This window comes from Paraburkholderia fungorum (assembly GCF_046026025.1).
Classification (GTDB): domain Bacteria; phylum Pseudomonadota; class Gammaproteobacteria; order Burkholderiales; family Burkholderiaceae; genus Paraburkholderia; species Paraburkholderia fungorum_E.
This window is the reverse complement of record NZ_JAQQFL010000007.1, coordinates 187,969-202,202: the sequence shown is the minus strand read 5'-3', so window position 1 is coordinate 202,202 and position 14,234 is coordinate 187,969. Positions and strand designations below refer to the sequence as shown.

The following is a 14,234-nucleotide window of genomic DNA, read 5'->3' as shown; positions in this document are numbered from 1 at the left end:
AAGATCAATAGCTCTGGGCCACCTTGAACTGAAGGCGCAGCAGCAGATAGAACGCGCAAACATGCGTAATCATCAGCAGTGGCACATAGATGATCGGAATCGCGTACGTAGCGCCCAACTCTCCCGCATGCGCCGGAAGATCGACCTGGATAGCGTGGTAATAGTCGAGGATGAGGTCGGCCGCTCCCACAAGATTGAACGCTACGACGAACAGCCAAAAGAGGGAGCGTATTCGGGCTGTGAGTAGCGCCAGCATCGCCAGAACTCCGGTTGCAAAGTCACCATATGCGGCGAACACGGCGAAGCTGGCAGGCAGATCGGGACTGACGACGCCCGGCAGAATGAAGACCAGCCCGAAGAAACGAAAGCTGTGCAACGTGGCGATGGCGCGTTGCGCGTCGAATGGGTCCATCGACTTGAGCTTGGGCCAGACGTACACACGGAAGCAAAGCAGCCAGGCGACATACCCCAGAACGAGATGCAATTGAAAGAGAAGGTCCGGTGGCATGTTGCCTCCTGTCAGGTGTGGTCTGGCGCATTGAGGCCAGGATGGGGATCCGCCGGCGGGTCATCCGCAGGCGTAGGTGTACCATGGCCTCTCGCGAGCGACTATTCATCACAATGTTGACGGGCTATGAAGCAGAACTTCACAGTCAGGCAAGGCGCGCTCGATGGCGTGGAAGTGTTCCTGAGCGTTGCCCAGCATCGCAGCTTTCGCCGGGCAGCCGCGGAACTCGGCGTGACACCATCGGCCGTCAGCCAGGCGGTGCGTGTACTTGAAGCGCGGATTGGCGCGGCGCTCTTTATACGCACCACGCGTAGTGTTGGCCTGACCGAAGCGGGTGAACGGTATCTTTCGCAGGCAAAGCCGGCCTTCGAAGAGCTTGTCGCCGCTAGTGAGGTTGCGCGCGGACTGGGTCAACGGCCTGCCGGGTTGTTGCGTCTTTCCGTGCCGCGCGCGGTGGTGCCAATTCTGCTGGAACCCCTGATCGCATCCTTCTGCCTGGCTTATCCCGAAGTCGAAGTGGAGATCGCCACAAGCAAGGAGCTGATCGATCTTGCAGCGGAGGGGTTCGACGCCGGTATCAGGCTCGGTCAGTTCGTCGACGCCGATATGATCGCGGTACCGTTGACGCCACCGCTTCGTCTCATCGTCGTCGGCAGCCCTGCGTACTTCGCAGGGCGCAGCCCGCCCAGCCACACGGACGATCTGCGCCAGCACGCATGCTTGCGATGGCGGCGATCCAGCGGCGCGCTCGCACTATGGTCATTCAACGACAACGGCCACCCGATCGAGATCGCCGTATCCGGGCCATTCATCGCCCACGATTTTCCCACCATGCTCGGCGCGGCAGTCGAAGGTATGGGCCTCGCACAGCTACCCGAGCCGATGGTCGCCGAAGGGTTGAAAGCGGGAAAACTAGTACAGGTGCTGGAGTCGTTTGCGCCGGTGATACCGGGCGTGTTTCTCTATTATCCAAGCCGCCGGCAGATGATGCCGAAGCTGCGTGCCTTCATCGATCATGTGAAGAGCCGCCCTGGAGATCAGGGCAAAATCCCGGATACACGATGATTATTATTGGCGTGCCGGGTTGCGGGAAAGAGAGACGCGGCCGTTGGCCGAGTCAACACGCCGCGCGACGCCACACCATGTGCTGATGTCTTTGTTTGGCTAAAGCTCGCGATCAACAACACATTAACTCAAGAGAACACACATGCCAGTCGTAGGTATCGACCATATCCAGTTGGCAATGCCCGCAGGCGAAGAAGCTGCGGCAAGGTATTTCTTTGGCGACATCCTCGGACTTCGCGAGCTGCCTAAACCCCCTGAACTGGCTGCCAGAGGCGGTGTCTGGTTCGCATGCGGCACGGTTCAATTGCACCTGGGCGTGGCGAAGGATTTCACGCCTGCGCGAAAGGCTCATCCAGGGTTCATCGTGGATCAGCTCGCGCCGATCGTGGCCAGCCTGAGCGCAGCAGGCCATGACGTGAAGAGCGACACGCCCACTCAAGGTTTTACGCGAGTCTTCACGGCAGACCCATTTGGGAATCGCATCGAGCTCCTGGAGCCGGTTCGGTAGGTGTGAGGACCGCGTCGTCAGTTGGATCGATATGAAAATATCGCTTGGACGCAGGTCAACTAAACGATCAATACGCGGCCGGTCTGAACTGTCTCGGCGTTGCGCCCACAAGCTTACGCATCATTCTTCTAAGCGCCGTTGGATCGCTGTAGCCTACTTGCTCGGCGATCTGTTCGACCGTCATCCGACTTGTGGCAAGCAGCATGCGCGCCCTGCCGAGGCGAATGCTTTGCAACAGATCCTGCGTGCTACGGCCCGTCGCGGCTCGCACGTGTCGCGTGAAGGTCCGCTCCGACATACAAAACCGCGCCGCCAGTTCTGCCAAACCGGGTAGCTGAGGCAGCGAAGCCTCTACGTGCGTGATGATCTTGTCCACCAGCTCGCTCCCGCTCGCGAGCAACGACGGAGCGATGAACGGCGCCTGTGCCTGTCGCGCGTCGACAAGAAGCACACGAGATACGGCATCCGCCAGCGCCGGCCCGAACTTGCCACGCAGCAAATACAACAGCAAATCGGTTTGTGCGAGTGCTGCACCCGCCGTCACGACTCCACCATCCTCGATTACCATGCGGTCCGCATCGACGGTGCAGCGTTTCTCCAAACGTTGAAGTAGCGGCGCCAGCCACCACGACGTCGTCGCCCGGCGACCGTCCAGCAGACCGGCCGCCTGAAGCAGGAAGACAGCGGAGCAGGATGCCGCTACGGTGCCGCCACGCTGCGCATGACCCCGTAAAGCCTTAATCGCCATGAGCGCATCGGCTTGCTCCATACGGTGCGGTAGATCGGTTGGGCTTTCAAGTCCCAGTCCGGGCACGATCCAGATCGAGCCATCGGCGCGCAGGGTCTTCGGCAAAGGCTTCGCTTCGATTGAAAGACCGTGCCCGAGTTGCACCCTGTTGCCGGCAGCCGAGTAGATTCGCCACCTGGGCGCGGCAACGCCAACGCGTGCCGACACCGAAGCTGCAGCCGCGAGGATATCGAGTGTTAGCGTGACACTCGAGGGATAAGCGCCACTGAGAACCAGAATCGTGAAATCGTAGAATGGCTGAATACGCATGAAAGACGTCCTATCAGACACTCGGATTCTGCGTTCACCGGCGCTCTAATGCAAGCTTCCGTACACAAATGCAGAGGCCCACTTGCCGAACCTTCTGGTCAAGCTTCCCAAGGATTCATTTCCTGCCAGCCATCGCGACACGCTGGTGCGCTTGCTTAACGATGCTGCCGCAACTGCAGAGCAGATTCCCGACGACGCGAAGAAACGCTTCCTATGCTGGGTCGTGATCGACGAAGCCGCGCCAGGATTGTGGACCTGCGGAGGGATCGATGTCACAGCCCAGGTTTTGCCGTGCAGTGCGATGATCTACGTGCCCGCTGGAGTGCTCGACGCGGCCACCCGCGCCCGATACGTTAGTCTGGTCCACGATGCATTCAGGCAAGCTTTGCCCGCTGCAGACCAGCGCCACCTTGCCACCTCGGTGATCGTGCACGATGTCGCGGAAGGTTCATGGGGAGCAAATGGCGCAATCTGGCGTCTCCCGGACTTTGCGGACGCAGCGGGGTTCGTCCACTTGAGATCGCTTGTTCGACAGTGATCTACACCCTAAACGCCGCCCACTTCGAAGGCATTCTCACGGCCGGTGCTGCGCTCAAGTGGGAAGAAGGCGGCTTGCAGATTACATCCACCATTCAGGAGAGCGTCGCGACCTTCCAGCCACTACTTGATGCTGCACTGCAAGATTGGCTGACGAGGCTCAAGACAGTCTGCGAAGCCGAGTCATTGCACGGCAAATAATTCGACCGCCTGGAACTTGGCGGGTTTTTTTTGCTCGTGCAATATCAACCCGTTGCGTTCAGAAGCGGGGACATCTCCACCCAGGAATGCCCAGCGGTGCTTCCTCAGTTCCACGAACTCCAAGGAGATGACAGATGGAAATCCGCGACCCGTCGCCGGGCCTCTACAACGAAGACCTCGCGCCCGCCAGGCAGCGCAACTGGGGTGCCTTCAGCATCTTCAACGTCTGGACCTCGGACGTGCACAGCCTCTGGGGCTATTACCTCGCCGCCAGCCTGTTCCTGCTATGCGGCAGCTTCACCAACTTCCTGCTCGCGATCGGGCTCAGCTCGCTGGTGATCTTCGCGTTGATGAACCTGATCGGCTACGCCGGCGAGAAGACCGGCGTCCCTTATCCGGTGCTGGCGCGCGCCTCCTTTGGCGTCTGGGGCGCCAACCTGGCGGCACTGGTACGCGCCGTGGTGGCCTGCTTCTGGTACGGCGCCCAGACGGCAGCCGCGGCAGGTGCCATGGTCGCGCTGCTGATCCGCAATGACAGCCTGATGGCATTCCACAAAGGCGCACAGTGGCTCGGCCACTCGCCGCTGGAGGTGATCTGCTACGTGATCATCTGGGCGCTGCAATTGCTCATCATCCAGAAGGGCATGGAGACGGTGCGCAAATTCCAGGACTGGGCCGGGCCGGCGGTGTGGATCGCGATGCTGATTCTCGCGATCGGCCTGTGCGTCAAAGCCGGCGGCTTCTCGTTCTCCCACGGCATTCCAATGAACGCGCTGCTCGAGAAGACCAGCGACGCCGGCGTTAGCGGCGAGCCGGGTTCGTTCTGGGCATTGATGGCCGTGGGTGCGACCTGGATCACCTACTTCGCGGCGCTCTACCTGAACTTCTGCGACTTCTCGCGCTATGCGAAAAATCGCGACGCGGTAAAGAAAGGAAATCTGTGGGGCCTGCCAGTCAACCTGATCGCGTTCTCGCTGGTTGCGGGCGTCACCACCATCGCCGCCTTCAAGGTGTATGGCGAAGTACTGCTCCACCCCGAACAGATCTCGGCCAAGTTCGATAGCTGGGTGCTGGCGCTCATCGCGGCGCTGACCTTCGCGGTCGCCACGCTTGGCATCAACGTGGTGGCCAATTTCGTCTCGGCCGCGTTCGACATCTCCAACACGTTCCCGAAACGGATCAGCTTCAAGAAGGGGGGCTACATCGCCGCGATCATCGCGCTGGTGCTCTACCCGTTCGCGCCGTGGGAAGGTAACGCCGCGCACTTCGTCAACGCCATCGGCGCCACGATGGGCCCGCTGCTGGGGATCATTCTGGTGGACTACTACCTGGTGGCCAAGGGCAACATCAACGTGGCGGCGCTCTACCAGGAGTATGGCGAATACCGCTACGAAGGCGGCTGGAATGTCAACGCGCTGACCGCGGCGGCAGTCGGCAGCGTGTTTTCGACCTTCCTGCCTAATTTCACCAACCTGCTGCCGGTCTGGTGGAATACCTATGGGTGGTTCTTCGGCGTGGTGATCGGCGGTGGCATCTACCTGATCATGGCGACGCTGCGGCCGCGTACCGCGATCGCGCCGACCCGCGCCTGAGGTTTTTTTGGGGAGCGAGTCACGATGGTTCCCGGCTTTTAGCAATACGGAGCACGCACGGCAACAATGCCGATGGTTAACCGTCGGCGGTCATGCTAGGATTTCTCTCAAACAACTCCGGAGACTGCTATGCCGTTCATCTGTGAAAACGTTGAATGTCGCGCCGTGCTGGCCCGCGGACAGGTCAGGTCCATTCAGGAGAACGAGGGGTGGTGCTTCTACTGCCCGGACTGCAAAGCGAGGAACGAACTGAAGGACATCGGCGTGCCGGGCGGCGCTGTCGAGTTGATTCAACCGGAGCGATCCGATCTCCCGCACAAAGTGGTTGCAAGGGCCCAGCCATTGGAGGACGGCAAGTACGCGGCGCAATTGAGCGTACAAAGGGCACTCGGCATGAAGGGAACTTACGCGGTCGAAGAACGCTGGGACCAGCTCGGTGTGTTCCCTGACGCACACGCAGCTGTCGCACATGCGAAATCCATTGCGGCAGATTTGCTGCACCGCAAGGCATAACGCCCCGAGTCAAAACCGCAGTCAACCGTATGCACCTTGCGCGGATCTACAGCCAGCTTGCGACCGTAGATCCGCACAACCATCGGGTGCCGCTTGACACCCGGCTAGACGCAACGCCACAGCGTTGAATTCATATAGCATCACTCACGAAGCATCGGCGGGAACGAGCTTGACGAACAGTTTGGCGGCTTCGTTGCCATGGGACAAGGCACGCAATGCGAGCGAGAGCGCTAGCTGCGCGTCGTGAGCGACTGCGCTACGGTCCTGATCGAAGAGCTTGACGGCGTGGCGCATGTGTTGCGCGGCCTGATCGTGAAGCTCCGCTGCCGTTGCGTGATGTTTGCCCGCGTTTGCGCTGTCTGAAGTAGCGCCGGTCGACGCAGCGGTGACCGGCGGTGTATTGGCGCTGTGTATTCCTGCCTCGTGTGCCTGATCGATTGCGTGCAACGTGTGGCCATGGGCCATCATCGCCTGGTGCGCAGCGTGGGTGTGGTCTTGCCCGGGCTCGAAATACCGCGACGCCGCGCGGTGATATCGCGCGGCCTGCTCGTGATGTGACGCCGCGGCTTCAAGATGTCCCTTTTTATTATGCTTTGTGCTCATACCGGCTCCTGTACGACTGTCGGACCGACTCCGATGACGACCGATTCGAAAACGCGGTGGCGGGTCGAAAACCACCAGATCCGAATTTACACGCAGTTGCGCTTTCGATAACAGAGCGATCTACGCCCCCCTGTCACGTTGCCAGCTTGCACGCGGTGCTAGCGAGCACCCCTGCCGGCCCTAAACTACGCGCATACGGCCAGCCTTCCCCGGAACTCATGCCCGCTCGCGAAGACCACAACGATCCGCCGCTTGCCCCGCTCCCCGCACCGGTCAGCGCCGACGCCTTGCAGGACCCTGCCTTGCTGCGCCGCCTGCTACGCGCCAAGGACCGCATGGACGCCGCCTCGCACGAGGCGTGGCCCGTCAAGCGTCTGGCTGAAGTCAGCGGTGTCTCCGAGGCCCATTTCGCGCGTTCCTTCAAGCGGGCCTTCGGCGTTCCGCCGCACCGCTACCTGCTGACGCGACGCATCGAACAGGCCACCACCCTGCTGCGCGACACCGAACTCAGCATCACGGATATTGCCTTCGCCACCGGCTGGGAGAGCCTGGGCACGTTCGGGCGCATCTTCCACGACATCACCGGCCAAAGCCCCAGCGCCATGCGTCTCGAGACGCAAACCAACATGCCTCAACTCGATCGCGTACCCGCCTGCGTCCTGAAGGCCGCGCAGCGCCCCGACCTCACCATCGCAGTTTTGGAGAAGCGCCGCCGCGTCGCCAAAGATACAGTCCCGCCGTCAACCAGGGAGGAACCATGACTCAAGGTATCAATGTGGTGGGTGTGTACGTCGATAACCAGGACGAAGCGCTCACGTTCTACGTCGACAAACTCGGATTCCGCGTCCATACGGACGTGCGCAACGGTCCCTACCGCTGGCTGACGGTCCAGCATCCTGAGCAGCCGTCGTTCCAGCTCGGCCTGTTCACACCCGGCCCGCCCATCCACGACGAAGCCACCGCGCAAACCCTGCGCGCCATGGTCGCCAAAGGGGCCATGCCGCCTCTCGTCCTCGCGGTGGCCGACTGTCGCGCCAGCTACGCCGAATGGAAAGCCCGCGGCGTGGAATTCACCCAGGAACCGATAGACCGCTTTGGCAGCGTCGATGCCGGTTTCCGCGACCCCGCCGGTAACGGCTGGAAGATGATCCAGGCCCCGAGGAGCTCGACATGATCGCCAACAGCTGGATTCGCCAATTTCACCGGTGGATATCCATCATTTTCACGCTGACGGTTATCGCCAACTTCGTCGCCATGGGCCTGAGGAAGGGACTCCCGCCGCCCTGGATCACCTACGCGCCGCTACTGCCGCTGGCCCTCCTGCTGTTCACGGGGCTTTACATGTTTGCGCTGCCCTACTTCAACCGCTTCAGCCGCCTGCGCCGCTTTAGCCGCAGCAGTGCCTAGCGGCTGCTGTCCGGAAAGTCGGGATAGTGTTCAAACGTGCGCTTGATGAGTTGTCGAAGCCAGATGTTCGCCGGCTCGTCGTGAAACCGGGGATGCCAGAGCTGGCGAAGCGCAAACGGTGGAAGCTGCACTGGCGGCGGCACAATCCTGACGGTCCCGAGCTTGGCGAAGACGTTCCCAAGCTCCAGCGGCACCGTGGCGATCAGTTCGGGATGTTCGTCGATCAACAGCGGCACAACCAGGAAGTGTGGCGTGGTCAGATAAACATTCCGATGGATGCCGTACTCGTCGAACGCACTGTCATAAGCCGCGCCCGCGCGCCCCGTCAAGGAAACGACAATCTGCGGCATCGTCTCGAACTGTTCACGCGTAATCGATTCGCCGACCTCCTTGTTTCGCACGCTAACCATCGTCACGAACGAGTGCAGAAACAGTTGTTGCTGGTAAAGATTGTCAGGCGCGGCACGGATAGATCCCAAGGCGAGATCGACTTCTCCGGACGCCAGCAGTCCCTCGATCTGCTCGATCGGGACTTGCACGGATCGCAGCGTGCAGTTCGGCGCCTCCTCGCGCAGCCGCCTGATAAGCGGCGGCAGAAAGACCAGTTCGCCCATATCCGTCATGCAAAGAACGAAGGTGCGGCGCGCCGTCGAAGGATCAAAGCGCGCCTGCGAGACGACGTCCTGGCGCAAGGTCGTCATGACTTCAACGATCGAAACGCCAAGCATGGTGGCCTTCGGTGTCGGCTCCATGCCCGATGGCGTCTTGACGAACAGCGGGTCCTCAAAAAACGCCCGCAGCCGATTCAGCGCATGGCTCATGGCCCCTTGCGACAACCCCACTTCGGATGCCGCTCGCGTCACGCTTCGTTCGCGGAGCAGCGCGTCGAAGACCACCAGCAGGTTCAGATCGAGATCACGTATATGCACGCTGTGCATTCCTTGCATTAGTCCCATTGGCTTGACGCATGATGGTGCCGAATCTATCTTGAGGTCAAGCGTGCCAACCATAGGCCGCACCCACATGATGGAGACAAGGATGTTTATCAGGAATACGTGGTACGTGGCCGCCTGGTCGCACGAGGTGGAAAACGAAGCGCTGTTCGCGCGCGTCATTACCGGCATTCCGGTTCTGCTGTATCGCGAGGAAGGCGGTAGCGTTGTCGCGCTCGAGGATCGTTGCTGTCATCGCGGCGCGCCGCTGTCGGTTGGCCGGCGCGAGGGCGATTGCGTCCGCTGCATGTATCACGGCCTGAAATTCGACAGCACCGGGGCGTGTGTCGAAGCGCCGGCCCAACAGCGCATTCCACCGCAGGCGAAGGTTCGAACTTTCCCCGTCGTCGAGCGGCACCGCTGGATCTGGATCTGGACCGGCGACCCATCTCTCGCTAACCCGGAGACGATTCCTGACACGCATTGGATCGACGATCCGCAGTGGCGCAGCCTGCCCGGTTACATCCACTACGACGTGAACTACCTGCTGATCTGCGACAACCTGCTGGACTTCTCGCATCTGCCGTTCGTGCATCCCACCACACTAGGTGGTCCCGAAGACTATGCCCGGGTACAGCCCAAAGTCGAGCGGATCGACGGCGGGGTTCGCATCACACGCTGGACGTTGAATACGGATGCACCGCCGTTCGCCGCCGCCGTCAAGAACTGGCCTGGCAAGGTCGACCGTTGGAACGTTTATGACTTCACCATTCCCGCGATTCTACGAATGGATTCCGGCATGGCGCCGGTGGGTACCGGCGCGCAGGAGGGTGCGCGTGTCGACGCAGCCGAATTCCGTGGCTGCCAGGCACTCACGCCCGAGACGGAAAACTCCACGCACTATTTCTTTGGCCATCCGCACAACTTTGCGATTGACCAACCCGACGTCACGCGAGCGATCCATCAGGCCGTTGTCGATGCATTCGACGAAGACCGCGACATCATCACCGCTCAGCAGAAGAATCTTGCACTGGATCCTGGCTTCAGGATGATGCCATTCGGCATCGACGCCGCGTTGTCCCAGTTTCGCTGGGCAGTCAATCAGCGGCTTGAAGAAGAGAAACAGCAGATGCCGCAAGCGGTCGCCGGAGCCTGAGATGATCCAGGTGAAAGTCACGCAACTGAAGCGCGAGGCGGAAGGGATCCTCGGCATCGAGTTGCAAGCCGCGGACGGCGCGACGCTTGCTCCGTTCGAGCCCGGCGCGCATATCGATGTCCATCTTGCCGACGGTCTCATACGACAGTATTCGCTTTGCAACGACGCCGCGGAAACAGACCGTTATCGTCTTGGTGTGAGCCTGTCCGCGACATCGCGCGGCGGATCGAGCTATCTGCACGCGTCGCTTCGCGAGGGCGACTCGCTGACGATCAGCGAGCCCCGCGCGTTATTTACTTTGTCACCCGTAGCGGCATCGCATCGTTTCATTGCCGGCGGAATAGGCATCACGCCGATTCTCAGCATGATCCGCTGGTGCGTCCGTCATTCAGTGCCCTGGCACCTGCACTATTGCGTGCGTTCACGAACGTGCGCGGCGTACCTCGATGAATTATGCGCGTTCGGCGACAACGTTGATGTGTACGCCAACGACGAATTCGCCGGCAAGACACCTGACATTCAGGCATTAATAAGCGATGTGGCGGCCACGGAGCACATCTATTGTTGCGGACCAGACGGACTCATGGACGCCGTACTGCATCACGGCCGGCAATGCGGCATACCGCCCGAAAACCTGCATGTCGAGCGCTTCACCGCATCGCCGCCGCGCGGTGCCGATAACAGTGAACGGGTTTTCACGGTCGTGCTCGCAAAACAGGGACTACGCTGCATGGTTGCGCCCAATGAGTCGATACTCGAAAGTCTCGAGCGTCAGGGCGTCTGTCCACCGTTTTCCTGCCGGGAAGGATTGTGCCGCAGTTGCGAGGTTGAGGTCCTGTCGGGAGACGTCGAGCATCGCGATTACGTATTGAGTGAGGATGAACAGGCGGCTAACAAATCGCTCATGATCTGCGTGTCGCGAGCGAAATCCGACGAACTGGTGATCGATCTCTAGTCGTCCGGGTCGAACATTACTTTCCAGAATGCGTCGCACTTTCCAGAAGCCGATTGCCCTCGGCCGCGGAAATCTTTGCCACTCCTCCGTGGCAAGAAGCGGTCCGGTGAGCGACGCAACGCTCACACCGCCCGGCTTGCCATAGTCGATTCCGGCACGGCCAAGCGATCATTCGACAGGAATGAAAAGATCGCCGACAATTCAAGCGGACTCTCACCAGAAGCCATACCCGTTAGAGACGAGGCGAATAGTGTCGAACCCAGCACGCGAGTTGTTGAAGGCAACCGAAATCGACGCAATGGAGCCGCAGTGCTCCATCCATCCATTGAATGAGCGGGCGGTTCGCCTTAAGAAGTCGCTGAGCGACATGACCGGACTCACCCAGTTGGGCTTTCATCTCATCACGCTGCAACCAGGGCACGAGTCCACCGAATATCATCGCCACCTTTACGAAGAGGAATGTGTCTACATCCTCTCCGGCAAAGGAGAGGCAACGATTGACAATCAGGTACACGAAGTCGGACCCGGGGACTTCATGGGTTTTGCCCGCGGTGGCGCTGCACACACATTGTTGAATACCGGACACGCCCCACTCGTTCTGATCGTCGCCGGTCAGCGGCTGGAGCAGGACGTCTGCGACTACCCGCACAAAGGCAAGCGTCTGTATGCGGCGGGCACCAATAAGGTTTTCGTGGACCTCGCCGAAGAGAGTGAAGATTGAGGACTGACTCGCTCCGCACTCACACTTGTTGGCACGAACAAAAATGCGGAGGCCGATATGTCCTCATGCAGTCATTTCATCGCGATGGAAGAACCAGCGGCCTCACTCCTCGTGTCGGTCCTTGTCGTTAGCTGCTCGCTGCAACAGGATCGGCCCCCGGGTCGCTGACGTGGGCAGCCGTATAAATCAACCCCATCAGATGGCCCATTTGCCGCGCAGTGACTTGCTGCCCGTCGGTCTGGTGGACGACGACAATGTCATTCATGGGATCGACCACCACGAACTGGCCACCGTGACCGTCGGCCCAGAAACCACCGGGCGGCAAATCCATGGCCTCAACGCGCCGATCAGGAAACCCCGTCCACCAGAGATAGCCGTATCCGGAATGAAGATGCGTTTCCGACCAGGCCCGGGTGCTTTCCGCGACCCAGCTTGCGGGAACGATAGCCTCGTTATTCCATTGGCCGGAGCGCAGATACAGCAACCCGAAACGAGCGAGGTCACGCGCGCTCATATGAAACGGATAGGCCGGAAACACGGAATTCCGTCCGCGGACGTAGCGCCCGTCCTGAGGCCGGTAGTCCTGCATGCCGATCGGACTCGCAATGCGTTGCTGGAAGCTTTCGAAAATCGATGCACCGACCGCTCGCTCGTAAATCGTGCCGAGGACATTGAAATCCCAGTTGTTGTAGTACCAGAAGGTGCCGGGAGAATGGCTGCCGCGAGCAGGCCGCAGTCGCTTCTCCCCGGCGGTTTCGTAAAGTGCCGGGTGATATACGCCGGAACGCGCCTGGAGTAACTGCCGAACTGTCGCCTGTTTCTCCGCGTCGGTCAGACCGGGAGGCGTATCGTCGATATTCAGGCTTGCCAGGCTTGCGTCAAGGTCAATTTTCTTCTCCGCAACGGCGATGCCAATCAGCGCACTGAGAAGACTTTTGCGCACCGAATGGATCTCCAGCCTGCGTGTCATGTCGCCCCAACTTTCAACGATACGACCGCGATGCACAATGACGAGCGTCTCCGTGCCGACCGACTCGGCATACGCATGGACCTGTGCGAGTGCGTCAGCCGCCCATCCTGCCTGCTCTGGCGTAATTCTGTCCCACTCCTCTCCCGGCCAGTCCACAGCGTCAGGCGACTGGCCCGCAAAGGCGATTGACCTCTGCGTCACCAGTCCTGCCATGGCAAGTGCGAGAAAGGCCCGGCGAGTGATTTTCAAACTCATCTCCTGTGGCAGACGAGAATCGTGGCCGTCCAAATGAACAGAGTTGTCAGGATCGACACCACGAGCCGTTTCGAATCATGCGTCCGCGCTGCCTGAAGCGCTCACGAAAATCATTTCGTACGCTGACACGTTAAACGGCGGATTGCCGGAATTCCGTTGGTAGGTCGATCAGCACAATCTTGCTAAATATTACGCACTGGACCTGTCCGAAGATGCAACGCACCGTTCATCGGCGCGTTGTCTTCGCGTGAGATGCGTTGCGGGGCGGAATCAGGCGCCAAGGTCCAGGGTCCAGTGTCAATAACAGCACCGGATCGAAAGCGACGTACAGGAGCGTGAATACCCAGATAGCAGCGAGTCCGCGCACGAGAAGCAGCGCATGCACGATCTGCACCGCATCGTCTAGCCAGATCACGATTGGCTTTCGCGTGACCTGCCTTACTGCAAGCCGGGCATGCTGCTTCTCACCTTACAAAGGAATGCTTATTAAATCCGTGCGACCTACTTCATGCCGTAACCACCCACGGCTCCAGAAACGCCTCTTCAGTGCCTGTCGCGCATCACTTCCCACCAATCGCGATGATCCATCCGTTTGAGTTTCCGCCGTCGCGTCATTTCACGCCAATAGTGAACGGAGACCAGCAGCACGGCGGCGCTCAGCCCACACAGGCCCACGACGATTCCTGTCCACGATTCGGCCACGAAACACTCCTTGACGGTCAAACTGATCAAGCGATACGTGTCATTCGTCGCGCGGAAGACGAGCGAAAGCTCTCAGAAACATGTGTCCGTCATGGGTGATGAGAGGACGTCGCTGCCCGGAAGAGAGGTCTTCCAGCGTGACGAGCTGGCGGTCTAGAAGCGCCTCCAGATCGGCGCTGTCCAGATTCAGGAGATCCGGCGCATCCTTGAGTAACATAAGGGTCGCGAATTCATGTGGACTGAGCATCTCCGTCTCCTGGCTGAGCCTGTTGCTTCGCTGGGAATCTGATCCATTGGCCTCGCCCGGCGAGCAGGATCAATTCGGGGATGGCTGCTGCGGGATGCTACCTTGTGTCCGGTGGCATATCGCGCGCCAAGGCACCCATCATAATGCTGAGGTGTCCAACAGATCAATATGTGGGAAACGCTTTTTACTGCATATTTATGGTGTCTTCGCAAAGCTGTCGCGGTGCAGCATGGCCCGTCAGTCGGCGAAACGTGATCGGCGTTGCGCCACGTGTTGGTCAGCGCACAGACATGACGTGTACCGGA

Annotated in this window: 20 protein-coding genes; 12 read left to right on the top strand and 8 right to left on the bottom strand. The window is 60.1% G+C overall.

Annotated features, from left to right (window positions below):
- Window positions 1-4: 4 nt before the first annotated feature.
- Window positions 5-508 (bottom strand): DUF8737 domain-containing protein, encoded by a 504-nt coding sequence (locus PQR67_RS10960; RefSeq protein ID WP_408458187.1) that lies wholly within the window; start codon window positions 506-508, stop codon window positions 5-7.
- A gap of 126 nt (window positions 509-634) precedes the next feature.
- Here PQR67_RS10960 and PQR67_RS10955 point away from each other — a divergent pair, with 126 nt between their 5' ends.
- Together PQR67_RS10955 and PQR67_RS10950 are read left to right on the top strand one after the other, a co-directional pair.
- A complete protein-coding gene (locus tag PQR67_RS10955) occupies window positions 635-1,573 on the top strand; it encodes a LysR family transcriptional regulator (RefSeq protein ID WP_408458184.1) in 939 nt (312 codons plus the stop codon).
- A 142-nt stretch (window positions 1,574-1,715) separates the two neighbouring features.
- Window positions 1,716-2,081, top strand: a complete 366-nt coding sequence (locus PQR67_RS10950) for a VOC family protein (RefSeq protein WP_408458181.1) — start codon at window positions 1,716-1,718, stop codon at window positions 2,079-2,081.
- A gap of 67 nt (window positions 2,082-2,148) precedes the next feature.
- Here the strand turns inward: PQR67_RS10950 and PQR67_RS10945 are convergent, their stop codons facing one another.
- On the bottom strand, window positions 2,149-3,138 hold the full coding sequence (locus PQR67_RS10945) for a GlxA family transcriptional regulator (RefSeq protein WP_408458178.1): 990 nt from the start codon (window positions 3,136-3,138) through the stop codon (window positions 2,149-2,151).
- A gap of 82 nt (window positions 3,139-3,220) precedes the next feature.
- Between PQR67_RS10945 and PQR67_RS10940 the strand changes: the two genes are divergently transcribed.
- From PQR67_RS10940 to PQR67_RS10925, 4 genes are all read left to right on the top strand, one after another.
- Window positions 3,221-3,676, top strand: a complete 456-nt coding sequence (locus PQR67_RS10940; protein ID WP_408458175.1) for a tautomerase — start codon at window positions 3,221-3,223, stop codon at window positions 3,674-3,676.
- On the top strand, window positions 3,673-3,876 hold the full coding sequence (locus PQR67_RS10935) for a hypothetical protein (protein ID WP_408458172.1): 204 nt from the start codon (window positions 3,673-3,675) through the stop codon (window positions 3,874-3,876). Before PQR67_RS10940 ends, PQR67_RS10935 begins: the two co-directional genes overlap by 4 nt.
- A 134-nt stretch (window positions 3,877-4,010) precedes the next feature.
- On the top strand, window positions 4,011-5,468 hold the full coding sequence (locus PQR67_RS10930; RefSeq protein WP_408458169.1) for an NCS1 family nucleobase:cation symporter-1: 1,458 nt from the start codon (window positions 4,011-4,013) through the stop codon (window positions 5,466-5,468).
- A gap of 129 nt (window positions 5,469-5,597) precedes the next feature.
- Complete coding sequence (locus PQR67_RS10925; protein WP_408458166.1) at window positions 5,598-5,981, top strand: hypothetical protein; 384 nt, start codon at window positions 5,598-5,600, stop codon at window positions 5,979-5,981.
- Window positions 5,982-6,125: 144 nt separating this feature from the next.
- Here PQR67_RS10925 and PQR67_RS10920 read toward each other — a convergent pair whose 3' ends face one another.
- Window positions 6,126-6,584 carry a hypothetical protein gene (locus tag PQR67_RS10920; RefSeq protein WP_408458163.1) on the bottom strand — a complete coding sequence of 153 codons (459 nt, stop codon included), beginning with the start codon at window positions 6,582-6,584 and terminating at the stop codon, window positions 6,126-6,128.
- 218 nt (window positions 6,585-6,802) lie between these two features.
- Between PQR67_RS10920 and PQR67_RS10915 the strand changes: the two genes are divergently transcribed.
- From PQR67_RS10915 to PQR67_RS10905, 3 genes are read left to right on the top strand one after another with little or no spacing between them, the layout of a single operon-like run.
- Window positions 6,803-7,345, top strand: coding sequence for a helix-turn-helix domain-containing protein (locus PQR67_RS10915; protein ID WP_408458160.1), 543 nt, complete (start codon window positions 6,803-6,805; stop codon window positions 7,343-7,345).
- Window positions 7,342-7,758 carry a VOC family protein gene (locus tag PQR67_RS10910; RefSeq protein ID WP_408458157.1) on the top strand — a complete coding sequence of 139 codons (417 nt, stop codon included), beginning with the start codon at window positions 7,342-7,344 and terminating at the stop codon, window positions 7,756-7,758. The genes PQR67_RS10915 and PQR67_RS10910 overlap by 4 nt, the downstream gene beginning before the upstream one ends.
- Window positions 7,755-7,991, top strand: coding sequence for a hypothetical protein (locus tag PQR67_RS10905; protein WP_408458154.1), 237 nt, complete (start codon window positions 7,755-7,757; stop codon window positions 7,989-7,991). Before PQR67_RS10910 ends, PQR67_RS10905 begins: the two co-directional genes overlap by 4 nt.
- On the opposite strand, the gene PQR67_RS10900 is transcribed toward PQR67_RS10905, so the two are convergent.
- A complete protein-coding gene (locus PQR67_RS10900) occupies window positions 7,988-8,929 on the bottom strand; it encodes a LysR family transcriptional regulator (protein WP_408458287.1) in 942 nt (313 codons plus the stop codon). The genes PQR67_RS10905 and PQR67_RS10900 overlap by 4 nt on opposite strands.
- Before the next feature lie 100 nt (window positions 8,930-9,029).
- Here PQR67_RS10900 and PQR67_RS10895 point away from each other — a divergent pair, with 100 nt between their 5' ends.
- From PQR67_RS10895 to PQR67_RS10885, 3 genes are all read left to right on the top strand, one after another.
- Window positions 9,030-10,079, top strand: coding sequence for an aromatic ring-hydroxylating dioxygenase subunit alpha (locus tag PQR67_RS10895; protein ID WP_408458151.1), 1,050 nt, complete (start codon window positions 9,030-9,032; stop codon window positions 10,077-10,079).
- Between the two features lies 1 nt (window position 10,080).
- The gene (locus PQR67_RS10890; protein ID WP_408458148.1) at window positions 10,081-11,034 is read left to right on the top strand and encodes a PDR/VanB family oxidoreductase; all 954 of its coding nucleotides are present in this window, start codon (window positions 10,081-10,083) and stop codon (window positions 11,032-11,034) included.
- A 298-nt stretch (window positions 11,035-11,332) separates the two neighbouring features.
- On the top strand, window positions 11,333-11,755 hold the full coding sequence (locus PQR67_RS10885) for a cupin domain-containing protein (RefSeq protein ID WP_408458284.1): 423 nt from the start codon (window positions 11,333-11,335) through the stop codon (window positions 11,753-11,755).
- A gap of 127 nt (window positions 11,756-11,882) precedes the next feature.
- On the opposite strand, the gene PQR67_RS10880 is transcribed toward PQR67_RS10885, so the two are convergent.
- From PQR67_RS10880 to PQR67_RS10865, 4 genes are all read right to left on the bottom strand, one after another.
- Window positions 11,883-12,980, bottom strand: coding sequence for a serine hydrolase domain-containing protein (locus tag PQR67_RS10880; protein ID WP_408458145.1), 1,098 nt, complete (start codon window positions 12,978-12,980; stop codon window positions 11,883-11,885).
- 226 nt (window positions 12,981-13,206) lie between these two features.
- Window positions 13,207-13,395 carry a hypothetical protein gene (locus tag PQR67_RS10875; RefSeq protein ID WP_408458142.1) on the bottom strand — a complete coding sequence of 63 codons (189 nt, stop codon included), beginning with the start codon at window positions 13,393-13,395 and terminating at the stop codon, window positions 13,207-13,209.
- A 128-nt stretch (window positions 13,396-13,523) separates the two neighbouring features.
- Window positions 13,524-13,682 (bottom strand): hypothetical protein, encoded by a 159-nt coding sequence (locus PQR67_RS10870; protein ID WP_408458139.1) that lies wholly within the window; start codon window positions 13,680-13,682, stop codon window positions 13,524-13,526.
- Window positions 13,683-13,722: 40 nt separating this feature from the next.
- Window positions 13,723-13,929, bottom strand: coding sequence for a hypothetical protein (locus PQR67_RS10865; RefSeq protein WP_408458136.1), 207 nt, complete (start codon window positions 13,927-13,929; stop codon window positions 13,723-13,725).
- Between the last annotated feature and the right edge of the window lie 305 nt (window positions 13,930-14,234).

Bases quoted from the DNA above. Each gene is read 5' to 3' on its own strand.
- PQR67_RS10945 (WP_408458178.1), bottom strand. From the start codon at position 3,138: ATGCGTATTCAGCCATTCTACGATTTCACGATTCTGGTTCTCAGTGGC.
- PQR67_RS10920 (WP_408458163.1), bottom strand. From the start codon at position 6,584: ATGAGCACAAAGCATAATAAAAAGGGACATCTTGAAGCCGCGGCGTCA.
- PQR67_RS10880 (WP_408458145.1), bottom strand. From the start codon at position 12,980: ATGAGTTTGAAAATCACTCGCCGGGCCTTTCTCGCACTTGCCATGGCA.
- PQR67_RS10905 (WP_408458154.1), top strand. From the start codon at position 7,755: ATGATCGCCAACAGCTGGATTCGCCAATTTCACCGGTGGATATCCATC.
- PQR67_RS10890 (WP_408458148.1), top strand. From the start codon at position 10,081: ATGATCCAGGTGAAAGTCACGCAACTGAAGCGCGAGGCGGAAGGGATC.
- PQR67_RS10930 (WP_408458169.1), top strand. From the start codon at position 4,011: ATGGAAATCCGCGACCCGTCGCCGGGCCTCTACAACGAAGACCTCGCG.
- PQR67_RS10885 (WP_408458284.1), top strand. From the start codon at position 11,333: ATGGAGCCGCAGTGCTCCATCCATCCATTGAATGAGCGGGCGGTTCGC.
- PQR67_RS10900 (WP_408458287.1), bottom strand. From the start codon at position 8,929: ATGCACAGCGTGCATATACGTGATCTCGATCTGAACCTGCTGGTGGTC.
- PQR67_RS10915 (WP_408458160.1), top strand. From the start codon at position 6,803: ATGCCCGCTCGCGAAGACCACAACGATCCGCCGCTTGCCCCGCTCCCC.
- PQR67_RS10955 (WP_408458184.1), top strand. From the start codon at position 635: ATGAAGCAGAACTTCACAGTCAGGCAAGGCGCGCTCGATGGCGTGGAA.
- PQR67_RS10895 (WP_408458151.1), top strand. From the start codon at position 9,030: ATGTTTATCAGGAATACGTGGTACGTGGCCGCCTGGTCGCACGAGGTG.
- PQR67_RS10960 (WP_408458187.1), bottom strand. From the start codon at position 508: ATGCCACCGGACCTTCTCTTTCAATTGCATCTCGTTCTGGGGTATGTC.
- PQR67_RS10925 (WP_408458166.1), top strand. From the start codon at position 5,598: ATGCCGTTCATCTGTGAAAACGTTGAATGTCGCGCCGTGCTGGCCCGC.
- PQR67_RS10865 (WP_408458136.1), bottom strand. From the start codon at position 13,929: ATGCTCAGTCCACATGAATTCGCGACCCTTATGTTACTCAAGGATGCG.
- PQR67_RS10950 (WP_408458181.1), top strand. From the start codon at position 1,716: ATGCCAGTCGTAGGTATCGACCATATCCAGTTGGCAATGCCCGCAGGC.
- PQR67_RS10910 (WP_408458157.1), top strand. From the start codon at position 7,342: ATGACTCAAGGTATCAATGTGGTGGGTGTGTACGTCGATAACCAGGAC.